Below are 14,852 nucleotides of genomic sequence, written 5' to 3'. Positions count from 1 at the left end.
GGGGGGACCCCCATCGCGGCCGCTCCGGCGCCTTGCGATGCACGGCACCAGACCACGCGACCTGATCGGACGCTCATAGTGAAAGGACCCCTAAGCCTCCCGGCGCACCTCGACCACCCGGAAGCGGTTGGCCACGAACGCGCCGTCGGTGAGGGCCGCGTTCGCCGCCGGGTTGCCGCCCGAGCCGTGGAAGTCGGAGAACGCGGCGGTCTGGTTGACGTACACCCCGCCCGTGAGGTTCAGCGACAACTGGGCTGCCTCCTCCAGGCAGACCTCCTGAAGGGCCTGTTCGACCTCCTCGTCGGTGGTGTAGGCGCCGACCGTCATCGCGCCCTTCTCGCGGATGGTGCGCCGCAGCAGCTCCACCGCGTCCGCCGACGAGTCGACCGCGACGGCGAAGGAGACCGGCCCGAAGCACTCGCTCATGTAGGCGGCCTCGTCGTCGGTGCCCTCCCAGTACTTCCGCGCGCCGTCCAGCTTCACGATGACGGGCGTGCGGACGACGGCCTGCGGGAACTCCGCGTTGCTGATCTCCCGCGAGGCGAGGGCGACTTCGCCGAGACCGGCCGCGGCCTCCAGGCGGGCCTTGACGTCCGGGTTGACGATCGCGCCGAGCAGGGCGTTCGCGCGCGCGTCGTCGCCGAGCAGGCCGTCGACCGAGCGGGCGAGGTCGGCGACGACCTCGTCGAAGGTCCGGGGGCCTTCCTCGGTGCGGATGCCGTCGCGCGGGACGAGCAGGTTCTGCGGGGTGGTGCACATCTGGCCGCTGTACAGGGACAGCGAGAAGGCCAGGTTGGACAGCATCCCCTTGTAGTCGTCCGTGGAGTGGACCACCACCGTGTTGACGCCGGCCTTCTCCGTGTAGACCTGCGCCTGGCGGGCGTTGGCCTCCAGCCAGTCACCGAACTCCGTCGAGCCGGTGTAGTCGATGATCCGGATCTCGGGGCGGGTGGCCAGGGTCTTGGCGATGCCCTCACCCGGCCGCTCGGCGGTCAGCGCCACCAGGTTCGGGTCGAAGCCGGTCTCGGCGAGCACCTGGCGCGCGACCTGAACGGTCAGCGCGAGGGGCAGCACCGCGCGCGGGTGGGGCTTGACGAGGACCGCGTTACCGGTGGCCAGGGAGGCGAACAGGCCCGGATAGCCGTTCCACGTCGGGAAGGTGTTGCAGCCGATGACCAGCGCGATGCCGCGCGGGACCGGCGTGAACCGCTTGGTGAGCGCCAGCGGGTCGCGCTTTCCCTGCGGTTTGGTCCACTCTGCCGTGTCGGGGGTGCGGACCTGCTCCACGTACGCGTACGCCACCGCCTCCAGGCCGCGGTCCTGCGCGTGCGGGCCGCCCGCCTGGAACGCCATCATGAACGCCTGGCCGGAGGTGTGCATGACCGCGTGTGCGAACTCGTGGGTCCGGTCGCTGATGCGCTTGAGGATCTCCAGGCACACCACCGCGCGCATCTCCGCGCCCGCGTCACGCCAGGCCTTCTGCCCGGCCTTCATGGCGGGCAGCAGCTCGTCCACGTCCGCGTGCGGGTAGCTCACGCCCAGCTCGACGCCGTACGGCGAGACCTCGCCGCCCACCCAGTCGTCCGTGCCGGGCTGGCCGAGGTCGATGCGGGTGCCCAGGAGGGCGTCGAAGGCCGCCTTGCCCGCCGCCATGTCCAGGCTGCCGTTCTCGCCGTACGCCTTGGGGTGCTCGGGGTGCGGGGACCAGTACGCGCGGGTGCGGATCGCTTCCAGCGTCTGGTCGAGGGTGGGCCGGTGCTTGGCGATCAGATCGTGCGCGGTGAGTTCGGCGGCCATGCGGGACCAACTCCTCGTCTCAAGAACTCTTCGTCGAGCTCATGACCTGGGCAGAAACATGGGCAGGAACAGCCAGTCAGAGTTAGAGTAACCGAACGATCGGTCGGTACAAGGGGGTCCGCCGCATCTGTGGAAAACCCCGTGCGGGAGGATCGCGCACATGACAGCACTCGACCTCAGCAGCCCCGTGGCCGTCGTCGGCACCGGCACCATGGGCCAGGGCATCGCCCAGGTCGCGTTGGTCGCCGGCCATTCCGTACGCCTGTACGACGCCGCCCCCGGCCGGGCGCAGGAGGCGGCCGACGCGATCGGCGCCCGCCTGGACCGGCTCGTCGAGAAGGACCGGCTCGGCGGCGCGGACCGGGACGCCGCCCGCGCCCGCCTGCTGCCCGCACGGGACCTCGCCGACCTCGCCGACTGCGCCCTGGTCGTCGAGGCCGTCCTGGAGCGGCTGGACGCCAAGCAGGAGCTGTTCCGCGCGCTGGAGGACATCGTCGGCGAGGACTGTCTGCTCGCCACCAACACCTCGTCCCTGTCGGTCACCGCGATCGGCGGCGCCCTGCGCAACCCGGGCCGCCTGGTGGGCCTGCACTTCTTCAACCCCGCACCACTGCTGCCCCTCGTGGAGGTCGTCTCCGGGTTCGCCACCGACGTCACGTCGGCCACGCGCGCGTACGAGATGGCCCGCGCCTGGGGGAAGACCCCGGTCGCCTGCGCCGACACCCCGGGCTTCATCGTCAACCGCATCGCCCGGCCCTTCTACGCCGAGGCCTTCGCGGTCCACGAGGCCCAGGGCGCCGAACCGGCCACCATCGACGCGGTCCTGCGCGAGTGCGGCGGCTTCAAGATGGGCGCCTTCGAACTCACCGACCTCATCGGCCAGGACGTCAACGAGTCGGTCACCCACTCCGTGTGGCAGGCCTTCTTCCAGGACGTGCGCTTCGCGCCGTCGCTCGCCCAGCGCCGCCTGGTCGAGTCGGGCCGGCTCGGCCGCAAGACCGGACACGGCTGGTACGACCACTCCGAGGACGCCGACCGCCCCGAACCGCACACCGCGGAGCCGGCCCAGCCGCCCGCGTACGTCGCCGCCGAGGGCGATCTGGGCCCGGCCTCCGAACTGCTCAACCTGATCCGCGAGGCGGGCATCCCGGTCCGCGAGGACGAAGAGGACCACGGCACCCGCCTGGTCCTGCCGAGCGGCGGCCAGCTCGCCCTCGCCGACGGACAGACCTCGGTCGAGTTCCGGGACGTCGTCTACTTCGACCTCGCGCTCGACTACCGGCGGGCCACCCGCATCGCCCTGTCCGCCTCCCAGGACACCTCCCAGCAGACCCTCGCCGAGGCCACCGGCCTCTTCCAGGCGCTCGGCAAGCAGGTCAGCGTCATCGGTGACGTCCCAGGCATGATCGTCGCCCGGACGGTCGCGCGCATCGTCGACCTCGCGCACGACGCCGTCGCCAAGGGCGTGGCCACCAAGGAGGACATCGACACCGCCATGCGGCTCGGGGTCAACTACCCCCTCGGCCCCTTCGAGTGGAGCCGCAGGCTCGGCCGCAACTGGGCCTACGCCCTCCTCGACGACCTGCACATGCGTGACCCCTCCGGGCGCTACGCACCGTCCCTCGCGCTGTACCGCCACGCGTACGCGACCGACAAGCGGGAGGGCAGCACCTCATGACCACCGCCAAGCGCGACACGTACACCCCGCAGACGCTGCTGTCCGTCGCCGTCCAGGTCTTCAACGAGCGCGGCTACGACGGCACCTCCATGGAGCACCTCTCCAAGGCGGCCGGCATCTCCAAGTCGTCGATCTACCACCACGTCTCCGGCAAGGAGGAGCTGCTGCGCCGCGCCGTGAGCCGCGCGCTGGACGGCCTCTTCGGGATCCTCGACGAGGAGCCCGCGCGCGTGGGGAGCGCCGCGGAGTGTCTGGAGTACGTCGTACGGCGCATGGTGGAGGTGCTCATAGCCGAGCTGCCGTACGTGACCCTGCTGCTGCGCGTGCGCGGCAACACCGGCACCGAGCGGTGGGCCCTGGAGCGGCGCCGCGACTTCGACCACCGGGTCGCCGAGCTGCTGAAGGCGGCGGCGGCCGACGGGGACGTGCGCGGCGACGTGGAGGTACGGCTCGCGACGCGGCTCGTCTTCGGGATGATCAACTCGATCGTGGAGTGGTACCGGCCGGACGGGCGGGGCATGAACGAGCGCGAGGTCGCCGACGCCGTCGCACGGTTGGTGTTCTCGGGGCTTCGCGAGGAGCGCTGACGTCAGCCCTGCGGCTCCAGGTCCTCCTCCTCGAAGACCAGCAGGGTGCGCGTACTGAGCACCTCGGGAATCGCCTGGAGCCGGGTCAGCACCAGCTCGCGCAGCGCCCTGTTGTCGGAGGTGTGCACCAGCAGCAGGACGTCGAAGTCGCCGCCCACCAGGGCGATGTGGGAGGCGCCGGGCAGTTGCCTGAGCTGTTCCCGCACCGTGCGCCAGGAGTTCTGGACGATCTTCAGGGTGACGTACGCCGAAGTGCCCTGGCCCGCGCGTTCGTGGTTGACGCGGGCCCCGAAGCCGCGGATCACGCCGTCCTCGATGAGGCGGTTGATGCGGGCGTAGGCATTGGCGCGCGAGACATGGACGCGTTCGGCGACCGACCTTATGGACGCGCGGCCGTCCGCCTGGAGCATCTGCAGGATGTCCAGATCGATCGCGTCGAGGGGACGCGCGGGTGGCTCGGGGCCGCTGCCTTCCGGGCGCTCGGCCATTTGTTCAGATGCCACGTGCCCCCGCCTCTCCGCCATGGACGCACTGCGTTCATTTGAGGCTGTGGAGAACCGTTTGTCCACAGCCTGCGGGTGCCAGTAGCCAAAATGTGCCGACGACCGAACAATCGGTAGGTGAGGCGCATCACATCCGTGGCGCGCCTGAAGCCGCTCCCACGAGGAGGTGCCGTCATGACGGTCATGGAGCAGCGGGGCGCCTACAAGCCGACCCCGCCGCCCGCCTGGCAGCCGCGCACGGACCCCGCGCCGCTGCTGCCCGACGCACGTCCGTACCGCGTGCTCGGCACCGAGGCGGCCGCGCAGGCCGATCCCGGGCTGCTGCGCCGGCTCCACGCCGAGCTGGTGCGCGGCCGCCGGTACAACGCGCAGGCCACCGCACTCACCAAGCAGGGCCGTCTGGCGGTCTACCCGTCCAGCACCGGCCAGGAGGCCTGTCAGGTCGCCGCGGCGCTGGTCCTGGAGGACCGCGACTGGCTCTTCCCCAGCTACCGCGACACCCTCGCGGCCGTCGCCCGCGGCCTCGACCCCGTGCAGGCCCTCACCCTGCTGCGCGGCGACTGGCACACCGGCTACGACCCGCGCGAGCACCGCGTGGCCCCCCTGTGCACCCCGCTCGCCACCCAGCTCCCGCACGCCGTCGGCCTCGCGCACGCCGCCCGCCTCAAGGGCGACGACGTGGTCGCGCTGGCGATGGTCGGCGACGGCGGCTCCAGCGAGGGCGACTTCCACGAGGCGCTGAACTTCGCCGCCGTCTGGCAGGCCCCGGTCGTCTTCCTCGTCCAGAACAACGGCTTCGCGATCTCCGTCCCGCTCGCCAAGCAGACCGCGGCCCCGTCGCTGGCCCACAAGGCCGTCGGCTACGGCATGCCCGGCCGCCTGGTCGACGGCAACGACGCCGCCGCCGTGCACGAGGTCCTCGCCGACGCCGTACGGCACGCGCGCGCGGGCGGCGGCCCCACCCTGGTCGAGGCCATCACGTACCGCGTCGAGGCCCACACCAACGCCGACGACGCGACCCGCTACCGCGGCGACGCCGAGGTCGACACCTGGCGCGACCACGACCCGATCGCCCTCCTGGAGCACGAACTCACCGAACGCGGCCTGATCGACGACAGCGGCATCCAGGCCGCGCGCGACGCCGCCGAGGCCATGGCCGCGGACCTGCGCGAGCGCATGAACCAGGACCCGCCGCTCGACCCCATGGACCTGTTCGCCCACGTGTACGCCGAGCCCACCCCGCAACTGCGCGAGCAGCAGGCCCAGCTGCGGGCCGAGCTGGCGGCGGAGCAGGAAGGGCCGCACCGATGACCACCGTCGCCCTCAAGCCGGCCACCATGGCGCAGGCCCTCACGCGCGCGATGCGCGACGCCATGGCCGCCGACCCGACCGTGCACGTCATGGGCGAGGACGTCGGCACCCTCGGGGGAGTCTTCCGCGTCACCGACGGCCTCGCCAAGGAGTTCGGCGAGGACCGCTGCACGGACACCCCGCTCGCCGAGGCCGGCATCCTCGGCACGGCCGTCGGCATGGCGATGTACGGGCTGCGCCCGGTCGTGGAGATGCAGTTCGACGCGTTCGCCTACCCGGCGTTCGAGCAGCTGATCAGCCATGTCTCCCGGATGCGCAACCGCACCCGCGGCGCGCTGCCGCTCCCGCTCACCATCCGCGTCCCCTACGGCGGCGGCATCGGCGGCGTCGAGCACCACAGCGACTCGTCCGAGGCGTACTACATCGCGACCCCCGGGCTCCACGTCGTCACGCCCGCCACGGTCGCCGACGCCTACGGCCTGCTGCGCGCCGCCATCGCCTCCGACGACCCGGTCGTCTTCCTCGAACCCAAGCGCCTGTACTGGTCCAAGGCCTCCTGGAACCCGGACGACCCGCAGACCGTTGAACCCATAGGCCGCGCGGTGGTGCGGCGCTCGGGCCGGAGCGCCACACTCATCACGTACGGACCGTCCGTGCCCGTCTGCCTCGAAGCCGCCGAGGCGGCCCGGGACGAGGGGTGGGACCTCGAAGTCGTCGACCTGCGCTCCCTGGTGCCGTTCGACGACGAGACGGTCTGCGCCTCGGTACGGCGGACCGGGCGGGCGGTCGTCGTACACGAGTCGGGCGGGTTCGGCGGCCCGGGCGGGGAGATCGCGGCCCGCGTCACGGAGCGCTGCTTCCACCACCTGGAGGCGCCGGTGCTGCGCGTGGCGGGGTTCGACATTCCCTACCCGCCGCCGATGCTGGAGCGTCACCACCTGCCCGGCGTGGACCGGATCCTGGACGCCGTGGGGCGTCTGCAATGGGAGGCCGAGGGCTGATGGCACACGCTTCTGACATGCACAGCCTGGAGTTCAGGCTCCCCGACCTCGGGGAGGGGCTCACCGAGGCGGGAATCGTCCGCTGGCTCGTCGAGGTCGGGGACCTCGTCGTCGTCGACCAGCCGGTCGTCGAGGTCGAGACGGCCAAGGCGATGGTCGAGGTGCCCTGCCCCTACGGCGGTGTCGTCACCGCCCGCTTCGGCGAGGAGGGCACGGAACTGCCCGTCGGGGCCCCGCTGCTGACGGTCGCGGTGGGCACGCCGGCCTCCGGCGGTCGGAGCGAGGGCTCGGGCAATGTGCTGGTCGGCTACGGCACCTCACAGGCGCCGGCCCGCAGGGGCAGGGTGCGGCCGGGACAGCCGGCCCCGACGACCGCAGCGGCCGACGGCCACGCCGGCGCCCCCGAGACGGCGGACGGCCCGGTACCGGTGATCTCGCCGCTGGTGCGCCGCCTCGCCCGCGAGAACGGCCTCGACCTCAGGGAACTGACCGGCTCCGGCCCCGACGGCCTGATCCTGCGGGCCGACGTGGAGTACGCGCTGCGGGCGGCGGCGGCCCAAGGGCGTACGACGGTTCCGGCCGTGGCGCCCACGCCCGTGGCGCCCGCCACCACCCCGGCCCCCTCCGCGGCGACCGCCGGAGGCACCCGCATCCCCCTCAAGGGCATCCTGGGCGCCGCGGCCGACAAGCTCTCCCGCAGCCGCCGCGAGATCCCGGACGCCACCTGCTGGGTGGACGCCGACGCCACGGAACTCATGAAGGTACGGGCGGCGATGAACGCCGCGGACGGGCCGAAGATCTCCCTCCTCGCCCTGCTGGCCCGCATCTGCACCGCCGCCCTCGCCCGCCACCCCGAGCTCAACTCCACCGTGGACCTGGAGGCCAGGGAGATCGTCCGGCTGGACGCCGTGCACCTCGGGTTCGCCGCGCAGACCGAGCGGGGGCTCGTCGTGCCCGTCGTACGGGACGCGCACACACGGGACGCCCAGTCGCTGACCGCCGAGTTCGCCCGGCTGACCGAGTCGGCCCGCCAGGGCACCCTCAGCCCCCGGGACCTCACCGGCGGCACCTTCACGTTGAACAACTACGGCGTGTTCGGCGTCGACGGCTCCACGCCGATCATCAACCACCCCGAGGCGGCCATGCTCGGCGTCGGCCGTATCGTCCCCAAGCCGTGGGTGCACGAGGGCGAACTGGCGGTGCGCCAGGTGGTCCAGCTGTCGCTCACCTTCGACCACCGGGTGTGCGACGGCGGCACGGCGGGCGGCTTCCTGCGCTACGTGGCGGACTGCGTGGAACAGCCGGCGGTCCTGCTGCGCACCCTCTGATCACGTCGTGACCGCGCCGCCCCTGCCGTGTTCCCCGTGATCGGCGTTCCGGCGTTCCCTGTGATCGCGGCGGCACGCATACTCGGGGGGTGACCGCCAACCAGCCGCCCTCCGCTGTCGCCGCGTACGACGCCGTCGTACTCGCGGGCGGTGCCGCCCGGCGGCTCGGCGGTGCGGACAAGCCCGGGGTGCGGGTGGGCGGGCGGGCACTGCTCGACCGGGTGCTGGCCGCCTGCGCCGACGCGCGCGGCACCGTCGTCGTCGCCGATCCGCGCCCGACCGCGCGCCCGGTGACGTGGGCGCGTGAGGATCCGCCCGGCGGCGGGCCGGTGGCCGCACTCGACGCCGGTCTGCGCCGCACCACGGCCGACGAGGTCGTCGTCCTCTCGGCCGACCTGCCGTTCCTCGGTGAGGCGACGGTACGGCGGCTGCTGGCCGCCCTGCAGGCCACCGGCACCGAGGGCGTGCTGCTCACCGACGCCGACGGCCGCGACCAGCCGTTGGTGGCCGCCTACCGCGCGCCCGCACTGCGCCGGGAACTGACCGGCCTCGTCGCAGCGCACGGCAGCGCCACGGGGCTGCCCCTGCGCCGGCTCACCGCCGGTCTCGACCTCACCCGCGTCCCCGACCCCGTCGCATCGTTCGACTGCGACACCTGGGACGACATCGCCACCGCCAGGGCACGTATCAGGGAGCATGGGCTCGTGTTGGATGAATGGATTTCCGCAGTCAAGGACGAGCTGGGCATCGACCTCGAGGTCGACACCGGTGTGCTGCTCGACCTCGCCCGTGACGCCGCCCACGGCGTGGCGAGGCCCGCGGCACCGCTGACCACCTTCCTCGTCGGCTACGCGGCCGCACGGGCCGGCGGAGGCCCCGAGGCGGTGGCGGAGGCGTCCCGCAAGGCCGCCGCCCTCGCCCTCCGCTGGGCCGACGAGGACACCGCCGACGCCCAGCCGGACGTGGCTGCCGACGCCAAGCCGGACGTGGCCCCGGACGCCACGCCCGACACCCGACCGGACGCCGGATGATCGCCCGCGCCGCCCGGACCGGTGAGGACGCCGACGACGCGGAGGACTTCGACGTCGAGGAGGTGCTCGCGCTCGTGAAGGAAGGCAACGGCCACCCCGCCGGTGATCATGTGCCCGCCCCGCAGACCGGCCCCCCCGAGGCCTCCCACCGACCGGACCCCCGCCACCGGGCGACCCCCTGGCCCGCGGCCCGCGAGATCGCCGAGCGCGCTGCCCGGTCCGCCGGCCGCGGCGCTCACCGGGCCCCCGTCTCCGTCACGCTCGGCGACGCCCTGGGACTGACTCTGGCCGCTCCCCTGACCGCCCTCACCGACCTGCCCTCCTTCGACACCTCGGCGATGGACGGCTGGGCGGTCGCCGGCCCCGGCCCCTGGGCCGTACGGGACGAGGGCGTACTCGCCGGGCACGCGGAGCCCGATCCGCTCACCGACGGCGAGGCCGTCCGGATCGCCACCGGTGCCCGCATCCCCCTCGACACCACCGCCGTCCTGCGCAGCGAGCACGGCCGCGCGGACGACAAGGGCCACCTCCACCCGACCCGCGAGATGGCCCACGGCCAGGACATCCGCCCGCGCGGACAGGAGTGCCGCAGCGGTGACCAGCTCCTGCCGGCCGGCACCCTCGTCACCCCGGCGGTGCTCGGCCTCGCTGCGGCCGCCGGATACGACACCGTCACCGCCGTGCCCCGCCCCCGCGTCGAAGTCCTCGTCCTCGGCGACGAACTGCTCACCGAGGGCAGGCCGCACGACGGGCTGATCAGGGACGCGCTCGGCCCGATGCTCCCGCCCTGGCTGCGCGCGCTCGGCGCCGAGGTCACCGCCGTACACCGGCTCGGTGACGACGCCAAGGCGCTCCACAAGGCGATCACCACCTCCGGTGCCGACCTGATCGTGACCACCGGCGGCACCGCCTCCGGCCCCGTCGACCACGTCCACCCCGTTCTTCAGCGCATCGGCGCCGAGCTCCTGGTCGACGGCGTCAAGGTGCGCCCCGGCCACCCCATGCTGCTGGCCCGTACCAAGGAGAACCAGCACCTCGTCGGCCTGCCCGGCAACCCCCTCGCGGCCGTCTCCGGCCTGCTCACGCTCGCCGAGCCGCTGCTGCGCATCCTCGCGGCCCGTCCCGCCCCGGAGCCGTACACGCTGCCGCTGCGGGACGAGGCGCACGGGCACCCGCACGACACCCGGCTCATTCCCGTGGTCCTGCGCGGTGACTGTGCCGTGCCGCTGCACTACAACGGCCCGGCGATGCTGCGGGGCATCGCGGCGGCCGACGCCCTGGCCGTCGTCCCTCCGGGCGGGGCACAGCCCGGTCAGGAGACGGAACTGCTCGACCTGCCCTGGGCCAGCGCCGGGATCGGGGTGTGTTTCACGTGAAACTTCCCGGCCAGGACGCGATCGCCCGGCAGGCGGACGAACATCTCGTGACCCATCGGGTGCTGCTCCCGCGCAAGGTGGTGGAGCATCCGTTCCGGCAGGTCGCCAAGAGGGTGCTCATGGCCCTGTTCCTGCTCGTGGCCACCGCGTCGATCGTCTACGCCGACCACGACGGCTACAACGACAACTCCGACGGCTCCGTCGACTTCCTCGACGCCTGCTACTACGCGACCGTCACCCTCTCCACCACCGGCTACGGTGACATCACCCCGGTCAGTGACGCCGCCCGGCTCACCAACATCTTCGTCATCACACCGATGCGCGTGCTGTTCCTGATCATCCTGGTCGGCACCACGCTCGAGGTCCTCACCGAACGCACGCGTGAGGAGTGGCGACTCAACCGCTGGAGGTCCACCTTGCGCGACCACACCGTCGTCATCGGCTTCGGCACCAAGGGGCGTTCGGCGATCCAGACCGTCTGTGCGACGGGGCTGAAGAAGGAGCAGGTCGTCGTGGTCGACCCCAGTTCCAAGGTGATCGACGCGGCGACCGCGGACGGGTATGCCGGGGTCGTCGGGGACGCGACGCGCAGCGACGTCCTGATGCGGGCCGAGGTGCACCGGGCCCGGAAGATCATCATCGCGACCCAGCGCGACGACACGGCCGTCCTCGTGACGCTCACGGCCCGGCAGCTCAACAAGGGCGCGAAGATCGTGGCCGCGGTGCGGGAGGAGGAGAACGCTCCGCTGCTGAAGCAGTCCGGCGCCGACGCGGTGATCACCAGCGCCAGTGCCGCCGGGCGGCTCCTCGGTCTGTCCGTGCTGAGCCCCGCGGCCGGCATGGTGATGGAGGACCTGATCCAGCAGGGCAGCGGCCTCGACATCATCGAACGGCCGGTCATAAAGGCCGAGGTGGGCAAGAGCCCACGGGAGACGGCCGACCTGGTGGTGAGTGTCGTACGCGGGCACCGGGTGCTCGGCTACGACGATGTGGCCGTCGGCACACTGGAGCTGACGGACCGGCTGATCACCATCGTGCGGGCGACGCCGGGCTCGCAGATCGCGCCCGACGTCCGCCCGCTGCCCCAGGACTGACCGCGGCACGGGGGCCTGTCACTTGCGGTTGTACAGCCGCATCGTGATCGGCCCGAAGACCAGCACGAACAGGCCCGCCCAGCCCAGCGACCAGGCGACCTCGTCGGCCGGCCAGTCGCCCGCCATCAGTCCGCGCACCGCCGACGCCAGATGCGTCACCGGGCTGTTGTTGACGAAGGCCTGCAGCCAGCCCGGCATGGTCTTCGGGTCGACGAAGACGTTGGACAGGAAGGTCAGCGGGAAGATCACCATCATGCTGACGCCCATCACCGACTTCTCGGTGCGCAGCATCAGTCCGAACATCGTCCAGATCCACGAGAACGCGAACGAGAACACCACCAGCAGCGCGATCCCGGCGAGCACTCCGGCGGCCCCGCCGTCCGGGCGGTAGCCGAGGATCATGCCGACCGTGAGCATCACGACGGACGCGATGGTGTAGCGCAGCGCGTCGCCGAGGAGATAGCCGACCATCACCGACGGCCGCCAGATCGGCAGCGTGCGGAACCGGTCGAAGACGCCCTTCTCGATGTCGGTGTTCACCGAGACGCCGGTGTACATCGTGATCATCACGACCGACATCACCAGGATGCCCGGCAGCAGGAACTGGATGTACTCCTTCGGGGACCCGGCCAGGGCGCCCCCGAACAGGTACGTGTACATCAGCACCATCATGATCGGGAACGCCGTGACGTCGAAGAGCTGCTCCGGCACGTGCTTGATCTTGAGGATGGCCCGCCAGCCGAAGGTCAGCGAGGCAGACAGGGCGCTCGGGCGCGGCGGCCGCTCACCGGCGACGAGCAGCGCGGCGAGGGATTCGGCACTGACTGGGGCCAGGTCCTTGGTCTCCGTGGTCGTCGCGGTGCTCATGCCGCCACCTCGTCCTTCGAGTCGTTGGAGCCGTTCGCGTCGTGGGAGTTCTCCGCGTCGCGGGTGTCGTGGCCGGTGAGGGCGAGGAAGACCTCGTCCAGGCTGGGCTGGCCCAGGGAGAAGTTGTCGACGACGACCCCGGTGCGGGCCAGCTCGGCGAGCGCGCGGGCCGCCTGCTCGGCCGCCCCCTGCCCGTTCGCGGCCCCGCCCCCGACACGGGCCGTCAGCGCGACCGGGTCGGGCTCCAGCTGCACGTCCACGCCGAGGGCCAGCCGCAGCACCTCCTCGGCCTGTGGCCGCTGCGCGGGATCACGCAGTCGCAGATGTACGGACCCGGCGCCCACCGACGCCTTCAGCTCGCCCTTGGTGCCCTCGGCGATCACCTTGCCCTGGTCGATGACCGCGATCCGGGACGCCAGCTGGTCGGCCTCGTCCAGGTACTGCGTGGTCAGCAGCACCGTGGTGCCCTGGGCGACGACCGCCCGCACGATGTCCCACACCTGGTTGCGGCTGCGCGGGTCGAGGCCGGTCGTCGGCTCGTCCAGGAAGAGCAGCTCGGGCGTGTTGAGGATGGAGGCGGCGATGTCGATGCGGCGCCGCATGCCACCGGAGTAGTGCTTGACCTGCTTGCCGGCTGCCTCCGTGAGGCCGAAGGCCTCCAGCAGCTGCGCGGCACGTTCTCGCGCGGCCTTCTTGTGCTGGCCGAGCAGCCTGCCCAGCAGGACCAGGTTCTCGGTGCCGGTGAGGTCCTCGTCCACCGACGCGTACTGGCCGGTCAGGCTGACCCGGGCGCGGACCTCGTCGGCCTCCCGTACGACGTCGTGCCCGAAGACATGGGCCTCACCGCCGTCCGGCCGGAGGAGGGTGGCGAGCATCTTCACCGTGGTCGTCTTCCCGGCGCCGTTCGGGCCGAGGACGCCGTAGACCGTGCCTGCCGGCACCGCCAGGTCGACTCCGTCGACGGCCCGGGTCTCGCCGAACGTCTTCACCAGGCCTGCGGTTTCGATGGCCAGGCCGGACGTGTGCTGGCTCATGGGGTGATGTCCTTCCGCGTACTTGGGTTACGCATGGAAAGACCTTTACGGTCGCGCAAACTCATCGCTCCCGCACAACGAATTTCCGGGAGATCGGTCGAAGGACCGATGGGGACCCGACCAGGGACCGACGAGGGTCCGGAACCAAGGACCGACGAGGATCCGACCAAGGGCCGACGAGGACCAGACCGATGACCGGCGAGGGTCCGGCCAAGGACCGGGAGGTAGCGTCCCTTTCATGCATGCGATCACGATTCCCGAACCTGGTGGACCCGAGGCGCTGGTGTGGGACGAGGTCCCGGATCCCGTGCCCGGCGAGGGCGAGGTGCTGGTCGAGGTGGCGGCCAGCGCCGTCAACCGCGCCGACATCCTGCAGCGGCAGGGCTTCTATGACCCGCCGCCCGGCTCCTCCCCCTACCCCGGCCTGGAGTGCTCCGGACGGATCGCCGGGGTCGGCCCCGGTGTCACCGGCTGGAGCGTCGGCGACGAGGTGTGCGCGCTGCTCGCGGGAGGCGGTTACGCCGAGAAGGTCGCCGTACCGGCCGGCCAGCTGCTTCCGCTGCCCAAGGGCGTCGGCCTCACCCAGGCCGCCGCCCTGCCCGAGGTGGTCGCCACGGTCTGGTCGAACGTCTTCATGATCTCCCACCTCCGTCCCGGCGAGACCCTGCTCGTGCACGGCGGCTCCAGCGGCATCGGCACCATGGCGATCCAGCTCGCCAAGGCCGTGGGCGCCAAGGTCGCGGTCACGGCCGGCAGCAGGGAGAAGCTGGACCGCTGCGCCGAACTGGGCGCCGACATCCTGGTCGACTACCGCGAGCAGGACTTCGTCGCCGAGATCAAGGAGGCCACCGACGGGGCCGGCGCCGACGTCATCCTCGACAACATGGGTGCCAAGTACCTCGACCGCAACGTCACGGCCCTCGCCGTCAACGGCCGGCTGGCGATCATCGGCATGCAGGGCGGCGTCAAGGCCGAGCTGAACATCGCCGCCCTTCTGCGCAAGCGGGCCGCGATCAGCGCGACCTCCCTGCGGGCCAGGCCCCTCGGCGAGAAGGCGGCGATCGTCGCGGCCGTGCGCGAGCACGTCTGGCCGCTGCTGGACGCCGGTCACGTCCGCCCGGTCGTCGACTGCGAGCTCCCGATGAGCGACGCGGCCGCCGCGCACCGGGTGCTGGAGGAGAGCGGCCACATCGGAAAGGTCCTGCTCGTCACGCCGTCGACGCCCGTCACGCCGTAGACGCCCGT

General features: G+C 72.1%; 13 protein-coding genes. 9 read left to right on the top strand and 4 right to left on the bottom strand.

The window, feature by feature from the left end; all coding sequences use genetic code 11:
• Positions 1 to 90: 90 nt before the first annotated feature.
• Entirely contained in the window at positions 91 to 1,797 is a 1,707-nt protein-coding gene (gene paaN, locus ACZ5XS_RS29960; protein ID WP_468656501.1) for a phenylacetic acid degradation protein PaaN, read from the bottom strand.
• A 160-nt stretch (positions 1,798 to 1,957) separates the two neighbouring features.
• On the opposite strand from paaN, the gene ACZ5XS_RS29955 reads away from it, so the two are divergent.
• Positions 1,958 to 3,475, top strand: coding sequence for a 3-hydroxyacyl-CoA dehydrogenase (locus ACZ5XS_RS29955; RefSeq protein ID WP_468656499.1), 1,518 nt, complete (start codon positions 1,958 to 1,960; stop codon positions 3,473 to 3,475).
• Complete coding sequence (locus ACZ5XS_RS29950) at positions 3,472 to 4,062, top strand: TetR/AcrR family transcriptional regulator (protein WP_468656497.1); 591 nt, start codon at positions 3,472 to 3,474, stop codon at positions 4,060 to 4,062. Before ACZ5XS_RS29955 ends, ACZ5XS_RS29950 begins: the two co-directional genes overlap by 4 nt.
• A 2-nt stretch (positions 4,063 to 4,064) precedes the next feature.
• Here ACZ5XS_RS29950 and ACZ5XS_RS29945 read toward each other — a convergent pair whose 3' ends face one another.
• Positions 4,065 to 4,550 (bottom strand): Lrp/AsnC family transcriptional regulator, encoded by a 486-nt coding sequence (locus ACZ5XS_RS29945; protein ID WP_468656525.1) that lies wholly within the window; start codon positions 4,548 to 4,550, stop codon positions 4,065 to 4,067.
• A gap of 189 nt (positions 4,551 to 4,739) precedes the next feature.
• Here ACZ5XS_RS29945 and pdhA point away from each other — a divergent pair, with 189 nt between their 5' ends.
• From pdhA to ACZ5XS_RS29915, 6 genes are all read left to right on the top strand, one after another.
• A complete protein-coding gene (gene pdhA, locus ACZ5XS_RS29940) occupies positions 4,740 to 5,876 on the top strand; it encodes a pyruvate dehydrogenase (acetyl-transferring) E1 component subunit alpha (RefSeq protein ID WP_468656495.1) in 1,137 nt (378 codons plus the stop codon).
• Entirely contained in the window at positions 5,873 to 6,877 is a 1,005-nt protein-coding gene (locus ACZ5XS_RS29935) for an alpha-ketoacid dehydrogenase subunit beta (RefSeq protein WP_217243002.1), read from the top strand. The genes pdhA and ACZ5XS_RS29935 overlap by 4 nt, the downstream gene beginning before the upstream one ends.
• Positions 6,877 to 8,205, top strand: coding sequence for a dihydrolipoamide acetyltransferase family protein (locus tag ACZ5XS_RS29930; protein WP_468656493.1), 1,329 nt, complete (start codon positions 6,877 to 6,879; stop codon positions 8,203 to 8,205). Before ACZ5XS_RS29935 ends, ACZ5XS_RS29930 begins: the two co-directional genes overlap by 1 nt.
• An 89-nt stretch (positions 8,206 to 8,294) precedes the next feature.
• Positions 8,295 to 9,236 (top strand): NTP transferase domain-containing protein, encoded by a 942-nt coding sequence (locus ACZ5XS_RS29925; RefSeq protein WP_468656491.1) that lies wholly within the window; start codon positions 8,295 to 8,297, stop codon positions 9,234 to 9,236.
• Positions 9,233 to 10,612, top strand: a complete 1,380-nt coding sequence (locus ACZ5XS_RS29920; RefSeq protein ID WP_468656489.1) for a molybdopterin molybdotransferase MoeA — start codon at positions 9,233 to 9,235, stop codon at positions 10,610 to 10,612. The genes ACZ5XS_RS29925 and ACZ5XS_RS29920 overlap by 4 nt, the downstream gene beginning before the upstream one ends.
• The gene (locus tag ACZ5XS_RS29915; RefSeq protein ID WP_468656487.1) at positions 10,609 to 11,706 is read left to right on the top strand and encodes a potassium channel family protein; all 1,098 of its coding nucleotides are present in this window, start codon (positions 10,609 to 10,611) and stop codon (positions 11,704 to 11,706) included. Before ACZ5XS_RS29920 ends, ACZ5XS_RS29915 begins: the two co-directional genes overlap by 4 nt.
• An 18-nt stretch (positions 11,707 to 11,724) precedes the next feature.
• Here ACZ5XS_RS29915 and ACZ5XS_RS29910 read toward each other — a convergent pair whose 3' ends face one another.
• Together ACZ5XS_RS29910 and ACZ5XS_RS29905 are read right to left on the bottom strand one after the other, a co-directional pair.
• Positions 11,725 to 12,573, bottom strand: a complete 849-nt coding sequence (locus tag ACZ5XS_RS29910; RefSeq protein ID WP_468656485.1) for an ABC transporter permease — start codon at positions 12,571 to 12,573, stop codon at positions 11,725 to 11,727.
• Entirely contained in the window at positions 12,570 to 13,607 is a 1,038-nt protein-coding gene (locus ACZ5XS_RS29905; RefSeq protein WP_468656483.1) for an ATP-binding cassette domain-containing protein, read from the bottom strand. Before ACZ5XS_RS29905 ends, ACZ5XS_RS29910 begins: the two co-directional genes overlap by 4 nt.
• Positions 13,608 to 13,845: 238 nt before the next feature.
• On the opposite strand from ACZ5XS_RS29905, the gene ACZ5XS_RS29900 reads away from it, so the two are divergent.
• The gene (locus ACZ5XS_RS29900; protein WP_468656481.1) at positions 13,846 to 14,844 is read left to right on the top strand and encodes an NAD(P)H-quinone oxidoreductase; all 999 of its coding nucleotides are present in this window, start codon (positions 13,846 to 13,848) and stop codon (positions 14,842 to 14,844) included.
• Positions 14,845 to 14,852: the final 8 nt, after the last annotated feature.

Source organism: Streptomyces sp. NPDC033131, assembly GCF_055578365.1.
This window is presented reverse-complemented; position numbering and strand designations above follow the sequence as displayed.